Origin of the sequence: Kitasatospora sp. NPDC056531 (assembly GCF_042794375.1) — a bacterium.
Lineage (GTDB): Bacteria > Actinomycetota > Actinomycetes > Streptomycetales > Streptomycetaceae > Kitasatospora.
This window is the reverse complement of sequence record NZ_JBHTTU010000234.1, coordinates 1-4,180: the sequence shown is the minus strand read 5'-3', so window position 1 is coordinate 4,180 and position 4,180 is coordinate 1. Positions and strand designations below refer to the sequence as shown.

Sequence of the window (4,180 nt, the reverse complement as noted above, 5' to 3'; positions counted from 1 at the left end):
ACCTGCGGCGCATGGTCGGGGCCTCATGCGATGCCCCCCGACTGCCCTTTCGGCCCTCGCGGGAAGCGCGCCGAACCCATAGTCTCGGCCCCTCGGGGCCGAGCGGCGACTTCGAAGGGGCTGGGGAGCGTGCGGAGGACAGCGACACACTCGGTGCCACCGACGCCCGAGACGGCGCCGAGGAGGCGGGCACAGCGTGCGGCCCTCGAACCCGCCGCGGGGAGGGCGCCGCGCCCCGCCGAACTCGCCGTCCTGCAAGGGACGGTGGGCAACGCGGCCGTGACGCGCCGGCTGCAGCGCCAGGAGAGTCCCGGGGTCCGGGAGGAGGCGCGGCGGCACGCCACCGATCCCACCGTGCACGGCGAGTGGGGCACCTTCCGCGACATGATGGCCGGAGTCGGCTTTCCCAGGGACGTCACGGACATCGCCTGGCAGCTCGTCCTCGGCGGCATCGCCGAACAGGGACAGCTCAACGACGAGGCCACGGCGAAGTTCACCGAACGCCAGGAACAGCGTGAACACCGCGCGTCGAACAGCTGGTACCAAGAGCTGGTGAAGGTCATCGGCGACTACCTGGAGATCGACACGCCGACACTGGCCCTCTGGTCCGGCGGCCGGGAGGTCAGCGACTACGCCCGCGCCAAGGGCCACACCCCCCTGGAGGCCACCCCCTTCGGCGGCGTGGTCGACAAGCTGACCCTCACCTCGGACTGGAAGCTCAAGACGCCGATGTGGAACGTCCTGTCCAAGGCCTTCGTGAGCCGCGCCCGCGGCCCCGTCCACATCTTCCTGCGGGCGTACGACCCCGACAGCGTCCTCATCGCGCAGGAGGTCCCGCAGCTGCGCGTGGTCATGGCGCTCAATCCGGCGGTGCGGCTCATCTGGCACCCCACGTACGCCGCGGCTGACGGGAAGCTGATGGAGGTCACCGACGGCCTCGAGCTGGCCTCCGACGCGTCCTACCCCACCCGGGACAAGTGCGTGCAGGTCCTCTACGACTACCTCCGGCTCGTCCACGATCCGGCCAACGCCCACTCCCGGCGCGCCCACGCGGAGATGAGCGCCCGCCTCGCCGCCAACGGCAACCCCCGGTAGCCGCCGACCCCACCGCCCCCGCGGTGAACCGCTACCGGTCGGGCGCGGCGGTCTCGATCGCGGCGAGCAGACGGGCGTGGACGGCGCCGGCGGCGTCGCGGGTGGCCGGGTCGGGGTCGTCCAGCTGCCCGGCGATCAGCTCGGCGGCCGCGGCCAGCACCGGGACCGGCACGGCGGCGGTGCGCAGGTGGAGCAGCTGGGAGGCGGCGCGCTCACCGGCGGTGGTGGCGCGCGTGGTGGGGATGAGGTGCTGGAGGCCGCGCGGGAGCTGACTGGTCATCCGGTCATTGTCCCGGCTCCGGAGCGGCCGCCCGCCCTGCCGCACCCGATGGCCGTCGAGGCGGGCGACGTCCTCGCCGTCGCCGTCGCAGTCGCCGTCGCAGGCGGAGCGGGCCGGAGCGGGCCGGAGCGGGCCGGAGCGGGCCGGAACGGACTGTCAGTGCCCCCTCCTACTGTTGAAGACAACGCCGGAGGGGACGCCGGAAAGGCGCCGAAAGAGCGTTGGAAAAGGGGTAGAGCCATGTCTGCGAACCGGATCAAGCACAAGGTCAACCACGTCTCGCTCGTGGTCGACAAGTCCGGCTCGATGCGCCAGCACCAGGAGCAACTCGTCCGCGTGGTCGACGAGTTCGTGAAGGGCCTGCAGGAGGAGTCCGACCGGCTCGGCCACGAGACCCGCATCAGCCTCTACGCGTTCGACCACGAGGTGCAGAACCTGGTCTGGGACATGGACGTCAAGCACCTGCCGTCCCTGCGCGGCCTCTACAAGGTCGACAACGGTGCGACGGCGCTGATCGAGGCGGCCGTGAAGTCCGTCGACGACCTGAAGAACATCTGGGAAGGCTACGGAGAGCACTCCTTCCTCCAGGTCGTCGTCACCGACGGCGAGGAGAACGCCTCCGGCTGCTCGCAGAGCGGCCAGATGCACACCCGCATGGGCGCCGGACAGGGCAAGGCCGTCCTGCGCTCGTGGATCGACCGCATCCACGGCGCCATGGACAACCTCCCCGACCACTGGACCTCGGCGATCCTCGTCCCGAACTCCCTGGCCAAGCGCACCGCCCAGGAGTACGGCTTCCCCGCGGGCAACATCGCGATCTGGGACGCGGACTCCAGCAAGGGCGTCGAGGAGGCCATCGGCACCGTCAAGAACGCCGCCACCAGCTTCCTGCGCGGCCGCGAACAGGGCGTGCGCGGCACCAAGAACCTGTTCGCCATGGGCCAGGACCTGAACACCGCCGAGGTGAAGGCCAACCTCGACGCCCTGGACACCGGCAAGTACATCCTGATCCCGGTCGACCAGCCGACCCAGATCCGCGACTTCGTCACCAGCGCCGGCCACACCTACAAGAGCGGCTGCGCCTTCTACGAGCTGTCCAAGCGCGAGAAGATCCAGGGCAACAAGCAGCTCGCCGTGGCGGAGAAGGACCCGACCACCGGCCGGACGACCGGCAGGGTGTTCTCCGGCCCGGCCGCACGCCAGCTCCTCGGCCTGCCGGCATCGGAGGCCACGGTGAAGCCGGGCGAGAACCCCTCGTACACCGTGTTCGTCCAATCGACCTCCGTCAACCGCAAGTTGGTGCCGGGCACCAAGCTGCTCGTCCTCCTGTAGCCGCAAACCGCGACCCGGCAGCCGGGACTCGGCGGGGCACTGCCGAACCCTTCCGCGCACGCCGAAAGACCGTCCCGCACCTTCCACAGGACCCCCGTGGGGGGCGAGCCGCTCACGGGGACCGAGGACGTCGAGCGCTGCTGCCCATCCCAAGGGTGCGTACGACCGGCCGCCGCGACCGCGCCCACCGAACTCCGGCGGATCGCCCGCACCCGAGCCCGGGCCTCCGGGGGCCGTACCGCTCCCACCCCGCCAGCCGGTGCAGCCGGGGACGGCACCGGGCGGGGCGCAGCAGGTCCCGCCGTACACGCGTGGTCCGGTGGTCGAGGGCGGGGGCATGGCGCTGCTGTCGGCCCAGGTCAGGCGCGGACGGAACCGGGTGGTCCGATCCCTCGTCCACTACGATGATCGTTTGCTTGGGCCGGCCGACTGGGGGAAACGTGCCGACATCTGTCCGTCCGCCTGCTCTCGGCCGGGCCGCCACACGGGTCCGCTCAACCGGACGGCGTCAACCGTTGTCGCCTGTCCCGTTGCCGCGCACACGAAACCGAACGGCGAGAGGCCGACAGACATGACCACACACACCGGCAGCGTCACCGAGCAGCCCTCGGCGGACCCCGTCGACCGCGCGGTGTCGCGGCGGCGACTGCTGCGGCTGGGAGCCGGCGTCGTGGGCGGCGGTGCCCTGCTCGGGGCCGCGGCCGGGGGCGGGATGCTCGCCGGATGGCTGCCCGGTGGGGTGGCGCTGAAGAAGGCGCTGGGGATGACCGGGACGGACGGCGCGGTGCCGGACGCGGCACCGGGACCGGTGCACGTCGAGCGGGTCCGCTCGGCGGCGCGGAACCGGGAGGTCACGATGGTGACCATGCTCCCGCCCGGCGCCGCGGCGAGTACGAACCTGCCGGTCTGCGTCATGCTGCACGGGCGCGGCAACGACGCGCAGGGCATGGTGGCGCTCGGGGTGCCGCAGTTCCTGGCGGCCGCGGTCAAGGGCGGCGTGCCGCCGTTCGCCGTCGTCGCGGTGGACGGCGGGGACGCCACCTACTGGCACCAGCAAGCCCCCGGCGGCGACGACCCGCAGGTGATGCTCCGCGAGGAACTCCCCGGCTGGCTGCACGCCCGCCAACTGCCCACGCCACGCGCCGTGATGGGGATCTCCATGGGCGGCTCGGGCGCCCTGCAGTACGCCGTCGGGCGCACGCAGAGCGGCCGCAACCTGGACGCCGTGGCGCTGCTCAGCCCGGCCGTCTTCCGCACCTGGGCGGACGCCCGCACCACCGGCGGGTACGCCGACGAGGCGGACTGGCAGGCCCATGAGCCGACACTCCGTCTGGACCGGATGCAGGTCGGTGCCCTCGGCGTGTGGTGCGGCCAGGAGGACCCGTTCTGCCCCGCCGCCCGCCAGGTCGCGCGGCAGGCGCGAGCGCGGGAGGAACACTTCCCCGACGGAGAGCACACGGACGGGTTCTGGCT

General features: G+C 72.3%; 4 protein-coding genes. 3 read left to right on the top strand and 1 reads right to left on the bottom strand.

Going from position 1 to position 4,180, the window contains the following annotated elements; all coding sequences use genetic code 11:
- Positions 1-153: 153 nt before the first annotated feature.
- The gene (locus ACFQ87_RS44870; protein WP_380616821.1) at positions 154-1,095 is read left to right on the top strand and encodes a hypothetical protein; all 942 of its coding nucleotides are present in this window, start codon (positions 154-156) and stop codon (positions 1,093-1,095) included.
- Positions 1,096-1,126: 31 nt separating this feature from the next.
- Here the strand turns inward: ACFQ87_RS44870 and ACFQ87_RS44865 are convergent, their stop codons facing one another.
- Positions 1,127-1,375 (bottom strand): hypothetical protein, encoded by a 249-nt coding sequence (locus ACFQ87_RS44865; protein WP_380616820.1) that lies wholly within the window; start codon positions 1,373-1,375, stop codon positions 1,127-1,129.
- A gap of 240 nt (positions 1,376-1,615) precedes the next feature.
- Here ACFQ87_RS44865 and ACFQ87_RS44860 point away from each other — a divergent pair, with 240 nt between their 5' ends.
- A complete protein-coding gene (locus tag ACFQ87_RS44860) occupies positions 1,616-2,707 on the top strand; it encodes a VWA domain-containing protein (protein ID WP_380616819.1) in 1,092 nt (363 codons plus the stop codon).
- Between the two features lie 571 nt (positions 2,708-3,278).
- Positions 3,279-4,180 (top strand): alpha/beta hydrolase (locus ACFQ87_RS44855; RefSeq protein ID WP_380616818.1); only part of this gene is annotated, 902 nt, incomplete at its 3' end.